At 59.3% G+C, this 22,001-nt stretch carries 17 protein-coding genes; 6 read left to right on the top strand and 11 right to left on the bottom strand.

The features are described 5' to 3' along the window. Positions 1–54 precede the first annotated feature (54 nt). The 6 genes from QMK33_RS12480 to QMK33_RS12455 all read right to left on the bottom strand — a co-directional run bounded on the left by QMK33_RS12480 (position 55) and on the right by QMK33_RS12455 (position 8,767). Positions 55–1,167, bottom strand: a complete 1,113-nt coding sequence (locus QMK33_RS12480) for an agmatinase family protein (RefSeq protein WP_283564923.1) — start codon at positions 1,165–1,167, stop codon at positions 55–57. Between the two features lie 107 nt (positions 1,168–1,274). Beyond that, positions 1,275–1,913 carry a chemotaxis protein CheC gene (locus QMK33_RS12475; protein ID WP_283564922.1) on the bottom strand — a complete coding sequence of 213 codons (639 nt, stop codon included), beginning with the start codon at positions 1,911–1,913 and terminating at the stop codon, positions 1,275–1,277. 71 nt (positions 1,914–1,984) lie between these two features. Continuing rightward, a complete protein-coding gene (locus QMK33_RS12470) occupies positions 1,985–3,640 on the bottom strand; it encodes a chemotaxis protein CheA (protein WP_283564921.1) in 1,656 nt (551 codons plus the stop codon). Positions 3,641–3,860: 220 nt separating this feature from the next. Beyond that, positions 3,861–4,241, bottom strand: coding sequence for a response regulator (locus tag QMK33_RS12465; protein WP_283564920.1), 381 nt, complete (start codon positions 4,239–4,241; stop codon positions 3,861–3,863). An 82-nt stretch (positions 4,242–4,323) separates the two neighbouring features. Then, the gene (locus QMK33_RS12460) at positions 4,324–4,923 is read right to left on the bottom strand and encodes a chemotaxis protein CheW (RefSeq protein WP_283564919.1); all 600 of its coding nucleotides are present in this window, start codon (positions 4,921–4,923) and stop codon (positions 4,324–4,326) included. A gap of 67 nt (positions 4,924–4,990) precedes the next feature. Further along, positions 4,991–8,767 carry a methyl-accepting chemotaxis protein gene (locus QMK33_RS12455; RefSeq protein WP_283564918.1) on the bottom strand — a complete coding sequence of 1,259 codons (3,777 nt, stop codon included), beginning with the start codon at positions 8,765–8,767 and terminating at the stop codon, positions 4,991–4,993. Positions 8,768–9,000: 233 nt separating this feature from the next. Here QMK33_RS12455 and topA point away from each other — a divergent pair, with 233 nt between their 5' ends. Both topA and QMK33_RS12445 read left to right on the top strand, forming a co-directional pair. After that, on the top strand, positions 9,001–11,499 hold the full coding sequence (topA, locus tag QMK33_RS12450; protein WP_283564917.1) for a type I DNA topoisomerase: 2,499 nt from the start codon (positions 9,001–9,003) through the stop codon (positions 11,497–11,499). Positions 11,500–11,608: 109 nt separating this feature from the next. Next, positions 11,609–12,457, top strand: coding sequence for a DUF4846 domain-containing protein (locus QMK33_RS12445; RefSeq protein WP_283564916.1), 849 nt, complete (start codon positions 11,609–11,611; stop codon positions 12,455–12,457). A gap of 281 nt (positions 12,458–12,738) precedes the next feature. On the opposite strand, the gene QMK33_RS12440 is transcribed toward QMK33_RS12445, so the two are convergent. Further along, entirely contained in the window at positions 12,739–13,398 is a 660-nt protein-coding gene (locus QMK33_RS12440) for an HAD family hydrolase (protein ID WP_283564915.1), read from the bottom strand. A 108-nt stretch (positions 13,399–13,506) separates the two neighbouring features. Between QMK33_RS12440 and QMK33_RS12435 the strand changes: the two genes are divergently transcribed. The 3 genes from QMK33_RS12435 (at position 13,507) to QMK33_RS12425 (ending at position 16,035) form a co-directional block, all read left to right on the top strand. Beyond that, the gene (locus QMK33_RS12435; RefSeq protein WP_283564914.1) at positions 13,507–14,520 is read left to right on the top strand and encodes a VWA domain-containing protein; all 1,014 of its coding nucleotides are present in this window, start codon (positions 13,507–13,509) and stop codon (positions 14,518–14,520) included. Positions 14,521–14,683: 163 nt separating this feature from the next. Beyond that, on the top strand, positions 14,684–15,352 hold the full coding sequence (locus QMK33_RS12430) for a YggS family pyridoxal phosphate-dependent enzyme (RefSeq protein WP_283564913.1): 669 nt from the start codon (positions 14,684–14,686) through the stop codon (positions 15,350–15,352). A gap of 32 nt (positions 15,353–15,384) precedes the next feature. Next, positions 15,385–16,035 carry an alpha/beta hydrolase gene (locus tag QMK33_RS12425; protein WP_283564912.1) on the top strand — a complete coding sequence of 217 codons (651 nt, stop codon included), beginning with the start codon at positions 15,385–15,387 and terminating at the stop codon, positions 16,033–16,035. Between the two features lie 202 nt (positions 16,036–16,237). Here QMK33_RS12425 and QMK33_RS12420 read toward each other — a convergent pair whose 3' ends face one another. The 4 genes from QMK33_RS12420 to QMK33_RS12405 all read right to left on the bottom strand — a co-directional run bounded on the left by QMK33_RS12420 (position 16,238) and on the right by QMK33_RS12405 (position 20,918). Beyond that, positions 16,238–16,981, bottom strand: coding sequence for an SDR family NAD(P)-dependent oxidoreductase (locus QMK33_RS12420; protein WP_283564911.1), 744 nt, complete (start codon positions 16,979–16,981; stop codon positions 16,238–16,240). Positions 16,982–17,022: 41 nt separating this feature from the next. After that, a complete protein-coding gene (porT, locus tag QMK33_RS12415; RefSeq protein ID WP_283564910.1) occupies positions 17,023–17,850 on the bottom strand; it encodes a type IX secretion/gliding motility protein PorT/SprT in 828 nt (275 codons plus the stop codon). Continuing rightward, on the bottom strand, positions 17,799–18,527 hold the full coding sequence (gene ubiE, locus QMK33_RS12410; RefSeq protein WP_283564909.1) for a bifunctional demethylmenaquinone methyltransferase/2-methoxy-6-polyprenyl-1,4-benzoquinol methylase UbiE: 729 nt from the start codon (positions 18,525–18,527) through the stop codon (positions 17,799–17,801). Before ubiE ends, porT begins: the two co-directional genes overlap by 52 nt. A 141-nt stretch (positions 18,528–18,668) precedes the next feature. Beyond that, on the bottom strand, positions 18,669–20,918 hold the full coding sequence (locus QMK33_RS12405) for an OmpA family protein (protein WP_283564908.1): 2,250 nt from the start codon (positions 20,916–20,918) through the stop codon (positions 18,669–18,671). Positions 20,919–21,342: 424 nt separating this feature from the next. Here QMK33_RS12405 and yihA point away from each other — a divergent pair, with 424 nt between their 5' ends. Next, a complete protein-coding gene (gene yihA / locus QMK33_RS12400; protein WP_283564907.1) occupies positions 21,343–21,960 on the top strand; it encodes a ribosome biogenesis GTP-binding protein YihA/YsxC in 618 nt (205 codons plus the stop codon). The last annotated feature ends 41 nt before the right edge of the window (positions 21,961–22,001 follow it).

The following is a 22,001-nucleotide window of genomic DNA, read 5'->3' as shown; positions in this document are numbered from 1 at the left end:
GGTAATTAACTTATTTTTAGATACTTGCAAGTAACACTGCGTGAGCTTTGCAAGCTATTTCTTCTTGTTCTTTTCGTCGGCCGAGCCCAGGCCCTTGGCTACCAGGCGGCCCTGCGAAACGGCCATCCAGTTGCAGAGCTGGTACAGCAGGCGCGCGCCCACAATGGCGTTCCACTCGGTATCGCCGGGCGCTACCTCGTTGAGGTCGAAGCCGATGATGGTGCGGCCCGAACGCACAATCATGCGCAGCAGGTAGGTAGCTTCCTCAAACTCCAGGCCGCCGGGCACGGGCGTGCCGGTGCCGGGGCACAGCTTAGGGTCGAGGCCGTCGATGTCGAAGCTGATGTAGACTTTCTGGGGCAACTGGGCGATGATTTTACCGCACACCTTCTTCCACGATTTCTTCACGAACTTCTCCTCGCTCATAAACCGCTGGCCAAACAGCGCCACCCGGCCCACCGAATGCTCGATGAGGTCGGCCTCCTGCTGGCACATATCGCGAATGCCCACCTGTACCAGCTTCTTCACCTGGGGCAGTTCCAGCGCGTTGTACATAATGCTGGCGTGCGAGTACTGGAAGCCCTCATAAGCGGGGCGTAGGTCGCAGTGGGCGTCTATTTGCAGGATGCCGAAGCCGTCGGGGTGGCGCTCAGCCAGCGCGTGCAGGTAGCCCAGCGGTGTGCTGTGGTCGCCGCCGAGCACGCCTACGGCCTTGCCAGCATCGAGGAGCGCGCCGGTTTTGGCTTTCAGCCACTGAATAAGCTTATCGCCTTCTGTTTTGATGTGGGTGGGCGTGTTTTCGTGCTGAGCCGCGCTTTCGGCGGGCTGGCCTGCTTCGAGCCAGCCAATATAATTGGCGGCTACAGGGCGCAGGTCGCGGCTGGCCTGAGCAATAACCTCGTCTTCTTCTTCCATCGCCAAGCCCAGCTTCCAGGCTTCGGGCAGGTCGGGGTCGTAGAGGTCCACTTGCAGCGAGGCCTCGCGGATGGCGGCGGGGCCCTGGGCTGTGCCGGCGCGGTAGCTCACGGTTACCTCCCACGGCACGGGCACCACCACTACCTGGGCTTCGTCGGGCGTGAAGGGCAGCCCGAATAAGCCCCCGGCGGTATCGCCGAGCGCGTTGGGGTCAAAATTGGCAATTTTCTGCGCGAGAGTAGATTCGGACACGGTAAAAAAACAACACCAGGCCGCAAGTACCTGGTGAGTGAAAAAAAGAAATAATGACTGGCGAGCAGTCAACCTATCTGCAATATACTTTATTAAAAATCAGCTACTTAAGCTGCCGACTGCGTTTTGCCCAAGAAATCGTACGTACGGATTATCTCCAGGATTTTTTCAAACGTAGCCCGGTCAAAAAACAGCATGAGGGGCAGCTCTACCGAGTTTTCCTTGTCCGAAAACTGCGTGATAACCGAGAAAATGAGTGGTTGCAGCGTTTCCGGGTCGGGCATGAGGCTTTGCAAAGCCTCGGCTAAGTCGCCGGCCGGAGCCAACGGGGGCGCGCCATAGATATTGGCTTTCAGGATGTTGGCTAATTGGGTTACCAAAGCGCCGGTAATGATATTGCTGATTTCGAGCAGCAGCGACTCCTGCAACTCATTAAGCTGTAAGGAGTCGCCCACCTGCATGCGCAGGCACACCCGCGAGAGCCGTTGAATGTGCTGCCCCGAAAAGAACATGAATGTGGAGCCGTTGAAATCGCCCCGGATATCGCTCTGAATAGCTACGTAGCGCGTCTGGTAGTCGCGCACCCGCTCAATAATATTGCTACTGGGCAGCAAATCCAGGTTGGGCACTTCCAGCATCACCCGCTCCTGCGCAATCACGGCAAAGCTATCCGCCGCTCTGGCCAGGCCAATATTGAGAATTTCGCGGATAATATCGCGCTCTAACTCATTCATTGATACATTCATAACAGCTTAGTTCGTAGCAGCGGCGGCGAGGCCGGCAAATTAATACGGAAAAGAGCGGAAAGTGGCTAGATTCAAGGTCGTTTAGCCAAAAACAGGCGCGTTAGGGCGGGCACATCCAGCACCAGGCACAGCTGCCCACTGCCCAGCAGCGTAACGCCCCCAAAGAGGTCAATGGTATCGAGTGGCTTGCTAAGTGACTTCACCACAATGTTTTGCTGGCGCAGAAAACGGTCGATGAGCAGACCCAGCCGGCGGTTGTTGTAGCTCACTATCAGTATCTGGTGCAAGCCGACAGCGGCGGGCAGGTCGGCGCGCGTGGCCCGGGGCAACAGCTCGTCCCCCTCTGAGTAGAGCAGCTGGCGCAGCGGTACCAGCGGCACGTTTTCGTCCTGAATGCGGGTCATCAGTAGGCCGCCCACGGCAAAAATCTCGTCGTTGGGCAGGGCCAGCACGGTATCGGTGTGCAGCAGGGGCACGGCGTAGGCGCGGGCATCCAGCTCAATGAGCAACGCGCCCTTCACGGCAATCGAGGTAGGCAGCACCAACGTAAACGTGGTACCCTTCCCCAATTCCGAGTTGACGCGCAGGCGGCCGCCGAGCGAGTCGATGGCCAGCTTTACCACGTCGAGGCCCACGCCCCGGCCCGAAATGTCGGTTATCTTATCCGCCATCGAAAAACCGGGCTCAAACAGCAGCGCCCACACGGCTTGTTCATCAAGCGCAACGGCAGCCTCGGCCGTAACCAGCTTGTTGCGAATAGCTTTTTTGCGCACTGCCTCGGTGTCGATGCCCCCGCCATCGTCCTGCACCTGAATGAGCACATCGTCGCGCTCGGTGAGGGCCGAAATGCGCAGCTTGCCCACCGCGGGCTTGCCGGCGGCCTGCCGGGTTTCGGGGGTTTCGAGGCCGTGGCTCACGGCATTGCGCACAATGTGCAGCAGCGCATCAGTAATGAGCTGCAACACGTTACGGTCAATTTGCACGTCCTGCCCGGCCAGCGAAAGCTCCACCTGCTTGTTCTCGGTCGAGGCCACGTCGCGCACCACGCGCGGAAACTTATTCAGCAGCACCCCCGCCCCTACCAGCCGCACGTCCATTACGGAGTACTGCAAGTCGTCGGAAATGCGAAACAGGTGTTGTGCCGTGGCTTGCAGGGCCGGGTGGCCCAGCTCGGCGGCCAGCGTCAAAATACGGTCGCGGTCAATTACCAGCTCGCCCACTAGATTAAGCAGGTTATCGAGCTTTTTGACGGGAATGTATACGAGGTCCGACAACTCCAGCTTACGGGCCGCGTCGGCATCAACTTCTTCTTCGCTGAGCTGCTCGCGGACTTCGACAACCTCCTCACCCTGAATCAGGCTTTCCAGGTTTTCAAGTAATTGCGTGGCATCGCCCGATTCCTGGCCCGCGCCCACAGCCCGAATCATGCTGCCCAGCATGTCTACGGCCCGAAAAGTGAGTGGCACCAGCGCCCCGTTGAAGGTGCGCTCATTACCCCGAATCTGTCCGAAGAGGGTTTCCATCTTGTGGGCCACCTCACCCATATCCATGAAACCCATGGCGCGGGCATTGGCCTTGAGGTTGTGCATGAGCCGAAACAGCTCATTGAGCGCCCCCGGCTCCTGCGGGTTACGTTCCAACTCGCTGAGGTGCTGCGACATAGCGTCGTAATACTCCAGCGCCTCCGCCATAAACAGCTCCCGGTACTCTTGCTCCCGCGCCGTCATAACTTATTGGCTAACATAGCGTTGCGCAAAATCTTTGCTAGACTGGTTTCCCCACCAGCAACCTGGGCCGGCTGGCCCAAGCTGCCTAATAATTCCGTTAAAGCGGGCAGCGCAGGAAGATAAGGGAGAAACAAAGGCGTAAAACTATCTAATGGGAAACCACGACTAACCGCCCAACCGGCTGGCTTTCCGAAAAAAACCAGCCGGTTGGCCTGCTTTTTTAGGCAATTGAGCTATCGCCTTGCAGCGCGCTGCCCACTATTTCGAGCACCCGCTCTTCCGAGAAAGGCTTCACGATGTAGGCGAGAGCACCGTTCTCAATGGCCTCATTCACAATGGTTTCCTGGCCCACGGCCGAGCACATCACCACTTTGGCATCGGGCTGCTGTTGGCGGATACCCTTGAGCACGTCGAGGCCCGTGTTGTCGGGCAAAATCACGTCGAGCGTGATGAGGTCGGGGGTGGTTGCTACCGCCATTTCCAAGGCCTGCTGGCCATTGGCGGCTTCGCCCACTACATCGTAGCCGGCGTCGGTGAGCATATTCTTGAGCATCGTCCGCATGTAGAACGAGTCATCGACGATGAGAATGCGCTTATTCATGTAAAACTGAATCTGAGAGAGTGAGAAGTAGGAAGGAGAGGCCAGCGGCTACTAGTTGGGCCGCTGGCTAGCTCGTCTACGGCTATTGTACCCCGGAGGGTGCATCGGCCGAAGCGGCGGCAGTAGCAGGCGGGCGGGCAGCCTTGGTGGTGGCTTGCCCCGGCAGGCGCATTATCTCGCTGGGGGTTAGCAGCTTAAGCATATCCAGCACGATAATCACGCTTTGGTCGCCGGGTAGCCGGGCAATACCTTCCAGGTATTTTTCACGCTGGCCGCTGTCCTGCACAAAATCGGGGGTCGGCTCGATGGCACTAACTGGAATAGTGACCGGGCGCGGCACCTCACGCACCAGTAGCCCCAGCGTGTAGTCGGGGGCTTCCACGGCCAGGGTGTAGGAAAAATCAGGCACCGGCCGGCCGGCCGGCCGCAGCTCAAACCGCTCTTCCAAGTCCACCACGGCAATGATGTCGCCGCGTAAGTTGGTGATACCCTTTACAAAAGGCGGCGTTTTGGGCATCCGTACCACTTCGGGCGTGATGGTTACCTCCTTCACCTGCTCGATGCGGATACCATAATCCTCATCGCCCAGGCGAAATACAATGAGCTGCACCACCGCTTCGGGAGCGGCCGGCGCGGCGCGGCCCGAAGCGGTAGCCGGACGATTTGCGGCGGAATCAGCCATGGAAATTACCTAAGTGCGGTAGCGGGTGCAGCGCTACTTACGAGCGCAAAAAATTAAAAGTGCGGCCTTATTTGGCTTTCGCCCGACGCGGGCGGCTGGCGGCGTTGCTCGCCTCCGGCTGCGGAGCCGTGCTGGCGGCTAGGCTAGCCTTGGCGCGGCGCGCGGCGGGCTTAGCCGGCTCGGCGGCGGGGGCCGTTGCGGCCGGGGCGGGGCGGCGAATGCGGCCATTGCTGGCGTGGCCAGCCCCGGTGCTTTCGGCAACGGGTACGCTGGTGATGCGGCGCGCTGGGATGGCCGGACTAGCTTTGGGGGCCGGGGCGGCGGGTGCAGCAACTGGCGCGGCAGCCCTGGGTAGCGGGCGGCGCACCAGGCGGCGCACGGGCTCGGGCTCGGGTTCGGGCTCCGGCTCGGGGGCGTAGTCGAAGAGCTGGAAGGTTTCGAGGCCGTCCTGCAGGTCGTCGGCAATGTCGGAGAGGCGTTGCGAGGAGGTAGTCAGCTCCTGCATGGACGACGAGAGCTGGCGGGCCGTGCCGGCTACCTGCTGGGTGCCGGTAGCGGTTTGCTCGGCAATGGCTACCACTTCCTCTACGTACTTCACCACGTCGCCAATCGAAGTTTGCTGCAAGGCCGTGGCCGTGAGAATATCGCGCGAGGTGCGCAGCGTTTCGCCGCTGCTGGTGGCAATGTTTTTAAAGGCTGCGCTGGCCTCGAAGGTGGCGTTTTTACCCTTGAGCACCCGGCTTTCCATGGCGCTGATGGCTGCGGCGGCACTGGTGGTGTCCTTCTTCACGTCTTCCACGAGCGTGGCAATCTCGTTGGCCGATTTGCGCGAGCCTTCGGCCAGCTTGCGGATTTCCTCGGCTACTACGGCGAAGCCGCGACCGGCCTCGCCGGCGCGGGCCGCTTCGATGGCGGCGTTGAGGGCCAGCAGGTTGGTTTGCGAAGCGATGTCGGTAATTACACCCAGCGACTTGCTGATTTCCTGCGAGCGGGTGCTCAGCACTTCAATGGTGCGCGAGGTCTGGGTGGCCGCGCCAGAGATTTCCTCCATGTTTTTCACCACTTCAGCCACCGTTTTGAGGCCCTGCTGCGAGGTTTGTTCCCCCATGATGGCCGACTTGTTCACCACGTCGGCCTTGTTGGCCGTTTCCTTGGTGGCCGTCATGATTTCCTCAATCAGCTTGAAGGCCTGGTCCGTCTTAAGGGCCTGGTTCTGCGCGCCTTCGGCCATTTGCTGCATGGCCAAGGCCACGTCAACCGTTACGCGGCTCATTTCCTGGCCTTTATCCACCATTTCTTCGGAGGAAGTGCCCACTACCTGGGCCGAGTCGTTGATTTCGCCCAGTAGAGCGTTCAACGTTTCCACGGCTTGGTTGAGTGAGCTGGACATGGCCAGAATATCGCCGGTGGTCTGGATTTCCACCATCTGCGTGAGGTCGCCCTCCGAGATGGCGCGCACCACGCGGCTCACTTCGAGCACCGGCAGGGCGATGCTCTCAATCAGCGCGTTAAGCGTGTCCACCAGCTCTTTCCACGAGCCCGACACGCCGCCCACGGTGGCGCGCTCGGTGAGCTTGCCCTCGGCCCCCGCCACGCGGGCCACCCGGCTTACCTCGGAGGCCAGGCGGTTGAGGTCGTCCACCATCCGGTTGATGGTCTGGGCCAGGTCGGCTACTTCGCCGGCGGCTTCCAGCATTAGCTTCTGGGTGAGGTCGCCCTGGCTCACGGCCGTTACAATCTTCACAATGCCCCGCACCTGAATGGTGAGGTTGCTGGCCATCGTATTCACGTTGTCGGTCAGGTCTTTCCACACGCCGCTCACGTTGGGCACGTTGGCCTGGCCGCCGAGTTGGCCTTCGGTGCCCACCTCCACCGCCACGCGGGTTACCTCGCCGGCGAAGATGTTGAGCGAGTCAACCATCTGGTTGATGTTGTCCTTGAGGTCGAGCAGCTCGCCGCGCACGTCCACCGACACCTTCTGGCTGAGGTCGCCGCGGGCTACGGCGGTGGTTACGTTGGCAATGTCGCGCACCTGGCTGGTGAGCGAGGCCGCCATCGTGTTCACGTTATCAGTCAAGTCTTTCCAGGTGCCTTTCACGCCGGGCACGTTGGCCTGGCCGCCGAGCTTGCCGTCGGTGCCCACTTCGCGGGCCACCCGCGTTACTTCGTCGCCGAACACGTTCAGCGAGTCCACCATCTGGTTGAGGTTTTCCTTGAGCTGCAAGAGCTCGCCGCGCACGTTCACGGTTATTTTCTGGCTCAGGTCGCCGCGCGATACGGCGGTGGCCACGTTGGCAATATCCCGCACCTGAGAAGTCAGATTCGAGGCCATCGTGTTCACGTTGTCAGTCAGGTCTTTCCAAGTGCCCGATACGCGGGGCACGTTGGCCTGGCCGCCCAGAATGCCCTCGGTGCCCACCTCCCGCGCCACGCGGGTTACCTCGCCGGCAAAGATGTTGAGCGAGTCAACCATCTGATTCAGAATGTTTTTCAGGTCGAGAATCTCGCCCTGCACATCCACGGTCATTTTCTGGCTGAGGTCACCGCGGGCTACGGCGGTAGCCACGTTGGCAATGTCGCGCACCTGGCTGGTGAGCGAGGCGGCCATCGTGTTCACGTTGTCGGTCAGGTCTTTCCACACGCCGCCCACGCGGGGCACCACGGCCTGGCCGCCGAGCTTGCCCTCGGTGCCCACTTCGCGGGCCACCCGGGTTACCTCGTCGCCGAAGATGTTGAGCGAGTCAACCATCTGATTCAGAATGTTTTTCAATTCCAGAATCTCGCCCTTCACGTTCACCGTCATCTTCTGGCTGAGGTCGCCGCGGGCCACGGCGGTGGCTACGTTGGCAATATCGCGCACCTGAGAGGTCAGGTTGGCAGCCATGTTGTTCACGTTGTCGGTCAGGTCTTTCCAGGTGCCGCTCACGCCGGGCACGCTGGCCTGGCCGCCGAGCTTGCCCTCGGTGCCCACGTCGAGGGCCACGCGGGTTACCTCGCCGGCAAACAGGTTGAGCGAATCTACCATTTGGTTGAGGTTCTGCTTGAGCTGGAGCAGCTCGCCTTTCACGTCCACCGTCATTTTCTGGCTGAGGTCGCCGCGGGCCACGGCGGTGGTCACGTTGGCAATGTCGCGTACCTGGCTGGTGAGCGAGGCCGCCATGGTATTCACATTATCAGTGAGTTCCTTCCACACACCACCCACGTTGGGTACCACGGCCTGGCCGCCCAGCCGGCCCTCGGTACCCACTTCCTGCGCCACCCGGCTCACCTCGCCCGCAAACACGTTGAGGTTGTCGATGGTACGGTTGATGGTTTCGGCCATCACCTTAAAGTCGCCCGACACCGGAATCTGGAAGCTCTCATCCAAATTACCCCGGCTGATATTTTTCAGCACCTTGCCCACTTCCAGCACCGGCACGGCAATGCTGTCGACCAGGCCGTTGATGTTGTTAATCATGTCGCGCCAGAAGCCCGCCGCGCCCTCGGCCGAGGCGCGGGCTTTCAGGTTACCCTCCACCCCGGCCACCTTCGAAATGCGCGATACCTCCCCGCCCACGCCGCCAATCATCTCCACCATCGAGTTATAGGCCTCGGCGATTTCGGAGAAGATGTCGTCGTTTTGCTTGGTCAGGCGCACCGACACATCGCCTTTTTTAAAGGCATCAAGGGCGAAGAGCACGCGGTTGAGCTGCTCGTTCACGTAGTCGGTATCGGTGAGGCCCACGTTGCGAGTCTTGCCGCGCTTGCGGGTCGTGTTGTCGTCGGCAAAGATGCCGGCTTCGTCGGGGCGCGCGGCCTCGTCAATTTCAGATACCGGGGCCGTAGTTTTCTTGGCAGAAGCCATGTGGGGAGGACGCAGAGAAGGTGGGGCGAGCGGGGGCCCGCAGTGGATACCAACAAAAGTAGGTGCGCGAGGCAATCCGACAATGCTGGCTGGTTCGAAGGTAGCTTGCAGCTCTGAGTTGGCGCCGGGTTGGCTTTAGCCGTGCATCTTTGTCCCCGTTTTTAACTTTTCGGGGCAGGTCCGCGTTAATTTCATCCAACGCCAGCCTGTTTCCCCGCTCCTATTCGTTCCGCATGGTCAAGAATCTAGTTATTGTCGAGTCGCCCGCCAAGGCCAAAACCATTGAAGGCTACCTCGGCCCCGACTTTGTGGTGCGCTCCAGCTACGGGCACGTCCGCGACCTGCCCAAGGACAACAATGCCGTGGACGTGGCCAACGGTTTCAAGCCCACCTACGTGGTCGATGCCGACAAGCGCGAGCTCATTTCGCAGCTCAAAAAACTGTCGAAGGAAGCCGAGATGGTGTGGCTGGCGAGTGACGATGACCGCGAGGGCGAAGCCATTTCGTGGCACTTGGCCGAGACGCTTAACCTCAAGGCAGAGAAGACGAAGCGCATCGTGTTTCGCGAGATTACCAAGCCCGCTATTCTGGCCGCCATCCAGAACCCGCGCGAGATTAATATCAACCTGGTAAATGCCCAGCAGGCCCGCCGCGTGCTCGACCGCCTGGTGGGTTTTGAGCTGAGCCCCGTGCTGTGGCGCAAGGTAAAAGCTGGCCTCTCGGCGGGCCGCGTGCAGAGCGTGGCCGTGCGCCTGGTGGTAGACCGCGAGCGCGAAATCAACAAGCACACCAGCGCCAGCGCCTACCGCATCGTGGCGCGCTTCGACGCCGGCCAGGGCACCACCCTGGAGGCCGAATTGCCGACCCGCTACAAAACCCGCGAGGAGGCCGAGGCTTTCCTCACGCGCTGCATCGGGGCGACATACAGTATTAATAGCCTCGACAAAAAACCGGGCAAGCGCACGCCCGCCGCGCCGTTCACCACGAGTACGTTGCAGCAGGAAGCCTCGCGCAAGCTGGGCTTCTCGGTGGCCCAAACCATGACGGTGGCCCAAAAGCTGTACGAAGCCGGCCGCATCAGCTACATGCGAACCGACTCAGTAAACCTGTCGGAAGAGGCCCGCAAGGGTGCCACGGAGGCCATTACGGCCGCCTACGGGGCCGAATACGCCTTGGAGCGCCAGTTCAAAACCAAGTCGGCCAGCGCGCAGGAAGCCCACGAAGCCATTCGCCCCACCGATTTCACGCTGCTGAAAGCCGGGGCCGATGCCTCGGAACAGCGCCTCTACGACCTCATTCGCAAGCGCGCCATGGGCTCGCAGATGGCCGACGCGCTCATCGAGCGCACCACGGCCATTATTGGTATCAGTACCCAGCCGGGCACTACATTTTCGGCTACTGGTGAGGTCATTACGTTTGAGGGCTTTCTGAAAGCCTATGCCGAAAGCAAGGACGATGAGGACGCGCCCAGCGATGGTGAAAGCTCGTTTTCGCGTGGCCTGCCGCCGCTGAGCGTGGGCCAGGATATGCCCCTGCAAACCCTCACCGCCACTGAGCGCTTTTCGAGCCCGCCCGCCCGCTACACCGAGGCGTCGCTGGTCAAAAAGCTGGAGGAAATGGGCATCGGCCGCCCCAGCACCTACGCTCCCACCATCAGCGTGGTGCAGAAGCGCGGTTACGTCGAAAAAGAGTCGCGCGATGGCAAGGAACGCAAGATTTACGCGCTGGCTTTGGTGGGCAACGAGGTAACGACCGAGCAGCGCCCCGAAGTCTATGGCGCAGATAAAGCCAAGCTGTTTCCGACCGATACCGCCTTAGTAGTCACCGACTTCCTGGTCGACCACTTCCCCGACATCGTGGACTTCCAGTTCACGGCCAAGGTGGAGGATGAGTTTGACCAGATTGCCAACGGCCGCGAGGATTGGAGCCACATGCTGGCCGGCTTCTACGAGCCGTTTCACAAGAGCGTAGAGCGCGGCCAGGACATTGACCGCAGCACCCTTAGCAGTACCCGCGAAATTGGCCTGCACCCCGAAACGGGCGAGAAAATAACCGCCCGCCTCGGCAAATACGGCCCCTACGTGGCGCTGGGCGACACCGAAGGCGAAACCAAGCCCGCCTACGCCAACCTGCGCAAAGGCATGTTTATCGAAACCATCACCCTGGAAGAGGCGCTGGATTTATTTAAGCTGCCGCGCGCGATAGGCGATTTTGAGGACAAAGCCATGACGGCCGCACTCGGCCGCTTCGGCCCCTACATCCGCCACGACAGCAAGTTCTATTCGCTCACCAAGGAGCAGGACCCCCACACCATCACGGGCGAGGAAGCCGTAGTGCTCATCGAAGCCAAGCGCAAGCTGGATGCCGAGCGCCTGATTAAGAGCTTCGAGGAAAACGCTGACATCCAGGTTCTTAACGGACGCTTTGGCCCTTATATCGTAGCTGGCAAGAAAAATGTGAAGATTCCGAAGGGCGAAGAACCCACCGAGCTCACGCTGGAGCGCTGCCTGGAGCTAGCCGCCGCCACGCCCGACAAGCCCGCCAAAGGTGGCCGCTTCGGCAAGAAAGCCGCCGCCGAAAAACCCGCCAAGGAAGCCGACGCCCCCGCTAAAAAGGCGGCCAAAGCTCCGGCGGCTAAGAAGCCAGCGGCTAAGAAAAAAGCGCCGGCCAAAAAGCCCACCACGGCAGCCAAAAAGCCAGCCGCAACTAAGAAGGCTGCGGCTACTGAATAAATTGCCCCGCCTAAAAGTATCAGAGCCTCGCCCAATAGGCGGGGCTCTTTTGCGTAGTACAATTTGTGATTACTAGTGCGTTACAGTACCGGTTTTAGTTCTCTAGCTCATGATTCTCAAATACCTTGGCTTAGGCTTACTGCTGAGCACCGCGCCGGCTGCCCGGCCCCCGGCCCCCGCCCCCACGTACCCGTGGCTCACTACGCCGCCAGCCGCCGCCCAAAGCTTGGCCCGGCGCATTGCGCCGCCGGCCGGCTGCCAGCGCGTGGCCGTAGCAAACGGCTCGTGGGGCGCGTGGCTGCGTGGGCTGCCGCTGCGGCCCGCCGGTACCCCAGCACGGCTCTACAATGGGCAGCTAAAAAATAATCAAGCAGTAGTAGCCGCCGTAGTAGACATCGACCCTGGCACCAAGGACTTACAGCAGTGCGCCGACGCTGTGATGCGGCTGCGGGCCGAGTACTTGTTTGGCGTCAACCCGAATAAAATTCACTTTCACCTAACCACCGGCTACGACGCCTGGTTTTCGGACTACGTGGCTGGCACCACCTTTCGGGTGCGGGGCGAGCAAGTCGGCCCCGCGCCTAAGCCGGCCGAAGCGCCCACTCACGCGGCGCTGGGCCGCTACCTGCTGCCGGTATTTGGCTACGCAGGCACGCTCTCACTAAGCCGCGAGGTGCAGCCAGTGGCGCTGGCCCAGGTACAGCCCGGCGATGTGTTGGTGCACGGTGGCAGCCCCGGTCACGCCGTATTGGTAGCCGATGTGGCCGAAAATCCGCGCTCTGGCCAACGGTATATTTTGTTGATGCAGAGCTACATGCCAGCCCAGAATATTCACCTGCTGCGCAACGTGAGCCGCCCGGCGCTGGGCGCCTGGTTTGCCGTACCCGGCCCGGCCGAAGCGGAGTTCGACACGCCCGAGTGGACGTTCGGCCGCGCCGAACTCGGTCGCCTCGACTGAATGTAGGGTAAGCTTTAGCTTGCCGCCAGTCGCGCCGAAAAGTGCTGTATCACGCGACTTTTTTATTGTCTAAACAACTCTGCGTTATCGAAATACTTTTTATATTCCCCGTAACTTCTTAAAAAATAGCATAATGCCGAAGCCGTGACAACTGCGCTTCATACGCTATCATGTCCCACCGCGCTGCGTTGTCGTCCCGCACGAAGCCAGCTGATTACCTACTCGTCAGCAAGCTGCTGGGCGCGGGCAGCGGCGCTAGCTGCCCGCCGGCAAGCTATAGATCACCCTACAATTGCTTGAATCCCGACCGCCGAAATCTCCGAAAAGTGTTGAATTACGCGGTTGGCCAACCGCAAATCCTGCCCGGTCGAGTGCGGGCTGGCGTAGCCAATGCAGTAGATACCAGCCGCCTTGGCCGCCGCCACGCCATTGGCCGAATCTTCGATAACGATGCACTCGGTAACGGGTGTTTCGGCCAGGGCCGCCGCGTGCAGAAAAATGGCGGGGTTGGGTTTCGACTGTTCAAAGTCCTCACCGCTAACGATATGCGAAAAATACGGACCTAACCCGAATCGGTTAAACACCCGCGCTATAGTGGCCTTAGAGGCCGACGAGGCTACCACCAGTTGCACGCCGTGCTGCTGGATATCCTCAATCAGCGCCCGCGCCCCGGGCAGCAAATCGAGGTCCGCATCTTCATCAAACGCCTTGTTAAATAGCTCCCGCTTGCGCAGCAGCAACGCAGCTACCGACTGCGACAAATTAAATTCCTGCTTCAGGTGCTGAAATACATTACGCGTAGAAGAGCCTAAAAATGAGGCGTATAGCGCATCCGAGACGGTGATACCTAACTCGGCAAACAGGGTTATGAAGGCGTGGTGGTGGATGGGCTCGGTGTCGATAATGACGCCATCCATATCAAAAATTACGGTACGAATCATGGGGCCGGCCGCGAGGGCATAAGGTCTGGTCAAAGGTACCCTACGGCCGGTGGCCCGCCGACCCGAGTTCACGAATGGCCGTAATTTGCGCCTTCTGGCCCTTTTTGCATGAATCTCTTTTCCTACGCCACCCTGGCCAGCTACGAGTGGCAACACCCGCGCCTGCTGCTGCTGCTGGCCCTGGTGCCCCTGCTACCGCTGCTGCGCGGGCTATTGGCCCGGCGGCGGCGGCAGGTGGTGGTGGCCTTCGGGCCGGGCGGCATCCGGCCCGACTGGCGGGCCGGGCTGCGCTTCGTTCCGGTTATCGTGCTGGCGCTGAGCATGGTGCTGCTGATAATCGCCGTGGCGCGCCCCCAACGCCCCAGCGAGCACCTTACCCAAACGGGCCAGGGCGTTGACATTGTGCTGGCCATCGACGTATCGGGCAGCATGGAGATTGAGGACCTCAAGCCTACCCGCCTCGAAGCCGCCAAACGCCTGGCGCGCCGCTTTGTGCAGCGCCGGGCCGGCGACCGGCTCGGGCTGGTGGCCTTTGCCGGGCAGGCCTATTCGCTGGTGCCCCTCACCACCGACTACGACCTGCTGCTCGACAACCTGCGCAGCCTGCGCCCCGGCCTTATCGACGACGATGGCACGGCCATCGGCACGGCGCTGGGCGTGGCCATCAACCGGCTGCGCGAGTCGCCGGCCAAATCGCGCATCTGCGTGCTGCTCTCCGACGGCGAAAGCAACGCTGGCAGCCTCGACCCGCTGCTGGCCGCACAGCTAGCCCATGCTTATAGTATTCGACTCTATACCATTGGGTTAGGTGAAGATGGCTTCGTGCCCTACGGCCGCGACTCTAGTACCGGCAAGCCCCGCTACGTGCAAACCCGCCTCGACGAAACCACCATGCGGCAGCTGGCCCAGGCCGCCGACGGCCGCTTCTTCCGGGCCACCGACAATGCCGCGCTCAGCCGCGTTTTTGGCGAAATCAACCGGCTGGAAAAGTCCGATATCCGCACCCAGCGCTACCGCAGCGTGCAGGATTTTTATCGCCCTTATCTAGGCTTGGGCATTGTGCTCTGGCTACTGTGGCTGGCGCTGCGCAGCACATTCATGACTAATGTGCTGGAAGACTGAGTTGGTAACAATTAATTTTAAGATTTAATACGCGACACAACTACTTGATAATCTGATGTATATTAGTCATAATGCTGTATTACACCAACTTAACCACTACCCAATGACTTGTTAGGCATCGGTCAATTACCCGTTAATCATTAAAAATTAAGCATTGCATCCCGTGTCCATCGCTGACAATATCATCGCTTTCGAGCAAAAGCTAGCCGGTACACCTGCCCGCCTAGTTGTCGTTACCAAAACTCACCCCGTGGAGATGCTGCGCGAGGCTTACGCGGCCGGCGCGCGTATCTTCGGCGAAAACCGGGTGCAGGAAATGGCCGCTAAGCACCCCGAATTGCCTGCCGACGTAGAGTGGCACCAAATTGGTCAGCTTCAGACCAATAAGGTAAAATACCTGGCTTCTTTCGTGCACACCGTGGAAAGCGTGGACAGCCTGCGCCTGCTGCAAGAGATGGACAAGCAAGCTGCGAAGCACAACCGGATTATTTGTGGCCTGCTGCAATTTCACATTGCCAAGGAAGAAACCAAAACCGGCCTAAGCCTAGCCGAAGCCGAGGCTATTTTGCAGTCGCCCGAATACCAGGCCATGCGCCACGTGCGCCTGACCGGCGTAATGGGCATCGCTACCAATTCGCCCGATGAGGCGCTGGTGCGTGGGGAATTTAAGCAGCTCCGCCAACATTTTGAGTACCTTAAATCCACGTATTTTGCAGATAGTGAATACTTTCGCGAACTATCCATGGGCATGAGCGCTGACTACGCCTGGGCACTGGCTGAGGGCAGCACGCTTATTCGGGTGGGTAGCGCCATTTTTGGTCGCCGGGGTTAGCCAGCGCATTTATCCCTACTTTTTCAGGTCGCGTGGAACACCATATTTCCGTAGCGCGCACGGCGCGCTACCAGCAGCTAGGCGAGGCTTCGCCCGCTACCCGGCGGCTGTGGATAGTTTTGCACGGCTACGGGCAGTTGGCCGAATACTTTATCCGGCACTTCAGGCCGCTGCACGCCGCCGACGTAGCGGGCACGGTCGTGGTGGCGCCCGAGGCCCTCTCCCGCTTCTATCTGCGCGGCACCGATGGCCGCATTGGCGCCTCGTGGATGACCCGCGCCGACCGCTTGGCCGAATTGCATGACCAGTGCGCCTACCTCACGGCCATCCTGAACCCGCTACTGGCGGCCGCCCCAGACGCAGAAGTTACGGTACTAGGTTTCTCGCAGGGCACGGCTACTGCCAGCCGCTGGCTTGTGCACGTGGCCAGCACCCAGGGCTGGTGCCCGCGCCGGCTGGTGCTGTGGGCCGGTGATTTTCCGGCCGATACGCTACCCGCCGCCAACCTGCTACCCGGCCTGCCCGTTGACGTAGTCTGCGGCGACGCCGACGAATACCTAAGCCCCGAACAAATTCAGCAGCAAGCCGATACCCTGCAAGCGCACGGCGCCATAGTTCGTACGTTTGGCTTTGCGGGCGGCCACGCGCTGCACGGCCCGCTACTACACGAGCTGGCCGGCTGATAAGCATTGGGCCGGGCGGGCGGGCGGGAGTTGGCAGCCCGCCCAACGCCTGTTCGGGTGGCCTTTACGTGCGTTATATTACAGGTAGTTAAGCATTAAAAGGGGCGTTACGCCGAGCTGCGAAGTTTTTCACAAGCTCTATGTAACCACCCCTTTCACCAATTACATTCTAATTAGCTGCAACTAGCTCATTACTAAAATCTTATCCCTCACGGCGTACCGCAGTTGCAGCGGCCTGCGCCGCTGGGAATACTATTACCTGGGCAATTTGCACATGCGGCGGGCGCGTTACCATAAACTGGATAATATCGGCGATGTCAGCGGCTTGCAGCGCTTGCACGCCCTTGTACACACTGGCCGCCCGCTCTTCGTCACCCTTGAAGCGCACCTCCGAAAACTCGGTTTCGACCATGCCAGGCGCTATTTCGGCCACCCGGATGCCTTTGGGCAGCAAGTCGAGCCGCATGGTGCGCGTGAGCATTTCTACGGCGGCCTTGGAGGCGCAGTATACGTTGCCGTTAGCGTAAGCCTCGTGGCCCGCAATAGACCCTACATTAACGATGAAGCCACCCTCGCCCATGCGCGGCAACGCAGCCCGGCTCACGTAGAGCAGGCCCTTCACGTTGCCGTCGAGCATGGCGTCCCAGTCGGTCGGGTCACCGTCCTGAATCGGGCTCAGCCCATGCGCGTTGCCCGCGTTGTTGATGAGTACGTCGATATGACCAAACTCGGCCGGCAGCGTGGCCACCGCCGCATCTACCGCGGCCCGGTCGCGCACGTCGAAGGTAAGAATATGCACCGGCGTGGGGGCCAGCTCCTGCGCCAGCGCGTCGAGGCGCTCACGCCGCCGGCCCGTAACTACCAGCTGAAAACCCGATTTTGCCAGGGCCTCCGCCGTGGCCCGGCCAATGCCGGAAGAAGCACCTGTGATAAACGCAGTTTTCATAAAATACTATTTAACAAACAGTTATTGCTAACCAGTTGGGTTTACTCGATATTGAGATAAAGCGTAACCGTGTTCGTGCGTAAGCTCTGCAAGCTGTTGCTATACTGGTTGTCGCGCGGGGCCAGGATGTTGCGCAGGCCATGTGAAAAGCGCAACTCGGGCCCAAACTTGAAGTATGGGTAAAATAAGTCCAGCCCGAAGCCATATTCCAGCAGCACGTCGTTGCGCGCCACGGTTAGCTGGCTGATAGCCGGCGTGCTCTGGCGCTGCGTTACGGCAATGCTGGGCTTGATGCCCCCCACCATGTAGAAGCGCGTATTGCGGCGGCGGTTCGACTGGTATTTGAGCAGCAGCGGCAGCTCTAGCTGCGTGGTGCCTACTTCCTGGTTGCGGATGGTATCGGGCTGGCCCGCCCCGGCACTCGTAAACTCCACCCGGCGCGTCAAAAAGTTGAGGCCTGGCGCAAAGCGCAGGTGAAAAGGGGTGCTGGGGGCTCCCAGCCGGATATCGCCTATAAAGCCTACGGCAAAACCAGGGCTAATAATGGAATTGGCCGCGATACCCTTACCATTCTGCGCCGCTTGGAAGTAGGCCGCCGACTGCTCTAAAAAAAAGCGCGAGAAATTGGGCGCGATGTAAATACCCGGCCGAAAAAACCGGTCGTTGTAATTGGAGAGATTATCTACCGTAATGCCCTTGATGCGCCCCTTGCGGCTCCGGTCAATAGCATCGCTGCGCTTGCGCTGGGCCAGAGCGGGGCCGGCCAGCAGTAGCAATAGCAGCAGCGGGACTAGCCCGCGGCCCAGGCAACTACTAGTTATTTGCGCGCCGTGTAAATGGAGCTGATTCCGAAGGTGAGGGGTTGCCATGCAGGATTAGTAAAGCCGACGCGGCCCAGAATGGCCACGAACTCGGCACCGTCGGGAAAGGCCTGCACCGAAGCGGGCAGGTAGGTGTACGCGCTCTGGTCTTTGGAAATTACCTTGCCAAACACCGGCAGCACCCGGCTAAAGTAAAAATTATAGGCTTGCTTGAGCGGAAAAGCTGTTGGCTTGCTGAATTCCAGGATGACGAGCTGCCCACCCGGCCGCAGCACGCGGCGCATTTCGGCCAGACCGCGCTCCAGGTGCGCGAAATTGCGCACCCCAAACGAGGCAGTTACCGCATCAAATGTGTCGTCGCCAAACGGCAGGTTTTCCGAGTCGGCCAGCTCCAGCTTAATGCGGTGGCTTAGTTTCTTATCCACCAGTTTTTGGCGACCTACTTCCAGCATACCAGCCGAAATGTCTATGCCCGTTACGTGCGCATCGGGGGCAGCGGCGCGTAGCGTCTCGATGGCGAAATCGGCCGTGCCCGTAGCAATATCCAGAATGCGGGCGGGGCGTAGCGCCCGCAGCTCATCCACGGCTTTGCGACGCCAGTAGATATCGGTGCCCACGCTCAGAAAGTGGTTCAGGAAGTCATACTTGCCAGCGATGTTGTCGAACATCTTGGCCACCTGCGATTTCTTATCGGCGGCGTCTTCTTTATAGGGTACTACGGCCATAGGAGGAATGCAAAGAACGGCAATGCGCCGCAAAAATTGCGTAGGAAGCAGCCACGAAGTTGGGCTCGCTACCCAGCAGGACAAAAAAACGGCCGGACTGTTCGTCCGGCCGTTCTATTTTTTCAGCAAATCTGCCGAAGACTACTCAGCCTTCACTTTTACCTTGGCTTTTTCGCCCGAAGCGTCTTTGGCTTTCGAATCCAGCTCACCGTTTTTGGATACTGTCTTCGACTTCTCGCCAGCGGCGCCTTTGGTTTTCACCTTCACTTTGTCGCTATCCTCGTCCACTTTGGTTTTTACCTTGGTGCCGTCGGCCAGTTTCACCTTGCTCTTGCCGGGCAGCGGCGGGGCCGAGCGCACGGGTACTGCAATAATGGTGGTAGTGGTAGTAGCTGAAGTAACCGGCTGCATTACGGGCATTTTCTCGCCCTCTTTTAGCACCACCTTGAAATCATCGCGGCGGTTGAGCTGCATGTTCTCGGGCGAATCGTTCGGAGCAGCGGGCTTGCGCTCACCGTAGCTTACGGTGGTGAGGCGAGCCGAAGCTACCCCTTGCTTCACGAGGTAGTTCTTGGCAGCATCGGCGCGGTTCTGGCCGAGCACCATATTGTACTCATCCGTGTTGCGCGAGTCGCAATTGCCTTCAATCGAGATATTAAGCCCAGTATTAGCTTTCAGAATTGCGGCCGTGTTATTAAGCGTGGTAACTGATTCAGCCCGCAGCTTGTACTTGTCGGTGTCGAAGTAAATCGGACGCATGCCACGAGCAATACCCGTGCTAATGGTATCGATGTAGTCAACGTAGAAGTTCTTGGTGATGCTCGTCGAATCGTTCGTCGAAATCGGCACTGCAAACTCCTGGGTCTCAATGTTCTTACCATCCTTGTTCACAGCTACCTGATAGGTACGGGCCGACAGAACTTTTACTTGGTAATCACCACCGGGGTCTTTGGTTACATCGCGGAAGCTAATGGCCGTTTTGTCGGCCTGCGTACCGTTGAACACCAACTCTACGCCGGGGATGGCCTGCGTGCTGTCACGCTTCGAGAACACAGCACCTTTGATGGTGATGTTCTTGATGTAGCTGATGGTGTAGATATCCTTCTCACCATAGCCGCCAATGCGGTACGAACTGAGGTAAGCGTACGTGCCGTCGGGAGCCAAGCGGTAGTAAGAGTCATCATCGGGCGTGTTAACGGGGTAGCCCATGTTCTCGGGGCGGCTCCACTTGTGGCCGATGCTGTCGTACTTCGACTTGAAGATGTCGTAGCCACCCATTGTATTGTGCCCTTTCGAAGCGAAATACAGGGTTTTGCCGTCTTGGCTCAAGTACGGGCTATCGTCGTCCTCCTTGGTATTAATGGCACCACCCAGCGACTTAGCCGGGCCCCAGTCGCCGCCTGCCGTGCGGGTACTGTAATAGAGGTCGAGGTTATTGTCTTCCGAGTATTTGCCGGTTGAGAAATACAGCGTCAGGCCATCGGGCGTGATGTAGGCATCTCCCTCCCGGGCCTTGGAGTTGATGTTGCTGTTGAGTTTGGTAGGCTGGCCCCAGTCGCCGCCCTGCGTCTTCGACGATACAAAAACGTCGCCGTCCTCGTCATCGCGGTACATGAGCAGCTTGGTATCGTTATCGAACAGTTGGTCCGAACCATCGTGGCCTTTGGTATTAAGCGCAGCGCCCAGCGAGCGGGGCTTCTCCCAGTTGTCGGCATCGATGCGGTGCGTTTCTACAATGCCTTCGAAGTACTCGCCATCGGCAGCAATGTCTTTTTTACCAGCGCGCTGCTGTAGGCCGGGAATATCGGCCGGGTTAGCACGCGTGGTGAAAATCAGGGTCTTATCATCCGAAGAGATAACCGGGCTGTGCTCCGCGTACTGCGTGTTCACGGTAGGGCCAAGGTTCTTCACGAAGATATCCTTGGGCGAGTTAAACAACACTTTCGCGTTCTTGCTGTGCTGAATCAGCTGGGCTACTTCCTCACGGCGCGAATCACTGCGCTTTTTCAGCGTAGCGTTATACGCCTGGTAATGCGTGATGGCCTCATCAAAGTTGTAGTTGAGGTGGTCGACGCGGCCCAACCAGTACTCCACATCTTTCGATACCTTCGGCTTCAGCTTCTGGGCTTTGTAGATGTAATCGCTGGCCTTCTCTTTGTCAAAGGACAAGTATGCTACCCCGGCCCGGAACAAGGCTTGCGCGTTGTTGGGGTCCTTGGCAATCACCCGCTCGTAGTAAGGGATGGAGGCGCGGTAGTTCTCCTGGTTGAACAGCTTGTTGCCGGTTTGCAAGTCCTTGCGGGTGCTTTGGGCCTGGGCCGAAGTAGCCACGGTCGCCGTTAGAGCTAGCGCGCAGGAAGCTTGCAGCAGCCTTTTGGATACGTTGTCCATTGAAAAAAGGGTGTTTGGAAAATTTTAGAGTGAAGAGCGAAGGGAGGGTTTCAGCACTAGGTCGGCGGTTCAGCACAGCGCACGGGGTGGGCTTGCTTTTGCCGGCTTATACTAAATTTCGGCGTCAGGGTTGGCCCGGTTGGCCAGCAGACAGGTAAAACAGCTACGGGGCCACGAAGCCCATTGCAGCAACAAATATACCGAGAAAGCGCGGCCGGGCGGGCGGCCCCTGGGCACTAAAGCTGGCTGGCAACTGTCTGGAAAAGTTACGCGCGTTCTGAATTGCAGCTAACAGGAACCGTGCAAATATAGTGGCAGGTTTTGAAAGACAACTGTTTAGCTACTGTTGCTGTGCACGGAGCCAAGCTGGCACCCGCAGCGTAGCGCATCTTTGTACCCGCATCGTCCGATAGGTAACCCAACAATGGTAATTCGTGAAGCAAGTTTTTTAGTCAGTAATACCCAGGTAGCCCTCTGCCCGCCCCCCAACCGCCCCGAGTACGCCTTCATCGGGCGTTCCAACGTGGGTAAGTCGTCGCTGATAAATATGCTGACCAGCCGCTCGGGCTTGGCCAAAACGTCGAGCACGCCGGGCAAAACGCAGGTTATCAACCATTTTAACATCAACGATGAGTGGTACTTGGTCGACTTACCGGGCTACGGCTACGCCAAAGTGAGCAAAACCTCTCGCGCCGAATGGGGCAAGATGATAAACGCCTACCTCACCAAGCGCGAAAACCTGACCTGCGTGTGCGTGCTGCTCGACTCGCGCCACGCGCCGCAGGCCGCCGACCTGGAGTTTATGACCAAGCTAGGCGAGGATGGTGTGCCGTTCGTGATGATTTTCACGAAGACGGATAAGCAGTCAACCAGTCAGACCAAGAATCTGATTAACAATTACTTGGCTAAGATGGGCGAAACCTGGGACGAACTCCCACGCTACTTCATAACCTCGGCCGAAACCGGGCTGGGCCGCGAGGAAGTGTTGGGCTTTATTACGGAGATAAACCGGCAGGTGGCCGCCGATGCCGCAGGCGCTTAGTTACTTTTGGCCCGTCAATTGCCCAGGGGCAGGGTCTTATC

Origin of the sequence: Hymenobacter sp. H14-R3, assembly GCF_030063445.1 — a bacterium.
Classification (GTDB): Bacteria; Bacteroidota; Bacteroidia; order Cytophagales; family Hymenobacteraceae; genus Hymenobacter.
Note: the sequence above shows the minus strand (reverse complement) of the source record. Positions and strands in the feature narration are given on the sequence as shown.